The organism is Burkholderia sp. SIMBA_062, from assembly GCF_046534765.1.
GTDB lineage: Bacteria > Pseudomonadota > Gammaproteobacteria > Burkholderiales > Burkholderiaceae > Burkholderia > Burkholderia ambifaria.
In genome coordinates this window covers 1-247 of sequence record NZ_JAWRYD010000507.1, presented here as the reverse complement: position 1 = coordinate 247, position 247 = coordinate 1, and the positions used below count along the sequence as shown (strand labels likewise).

Annotated in this window: 1 pseudogene; it reads right to left on the bottom strand. The window is 65.6% G+C overall.

Annotated features, from left to right (window positions below):
• Positions 1 to 247 (bottom strand): annotated as a pseudogene (locus SB786_RS37255) (hypothetical protein); the annotation flags it as partial.

Below are 247 nucleotides of genomic sequence, written 5' to 3'. Positions count from 1 at the left end.
AGCCTCCATGGCCCCAGTGACCACGATGGCCGCCGTAACAGCAGGCGCCCCAATAGCCAAAGCTGAGCGACACCGAGGGCCCCCACCACGGCCAACCGTAGTACGGATACGCGACGGGGTAATACGAAGGCTCGACGAAGACGGGCACGGCGGCTGCGATATACGTGTTCGTCGATGCCGTCACACCTGCCGCTGTGCCGGGGGCGCCCGCGTCGGGCATCGTGAACGGATACGCGTATCCGTTCAC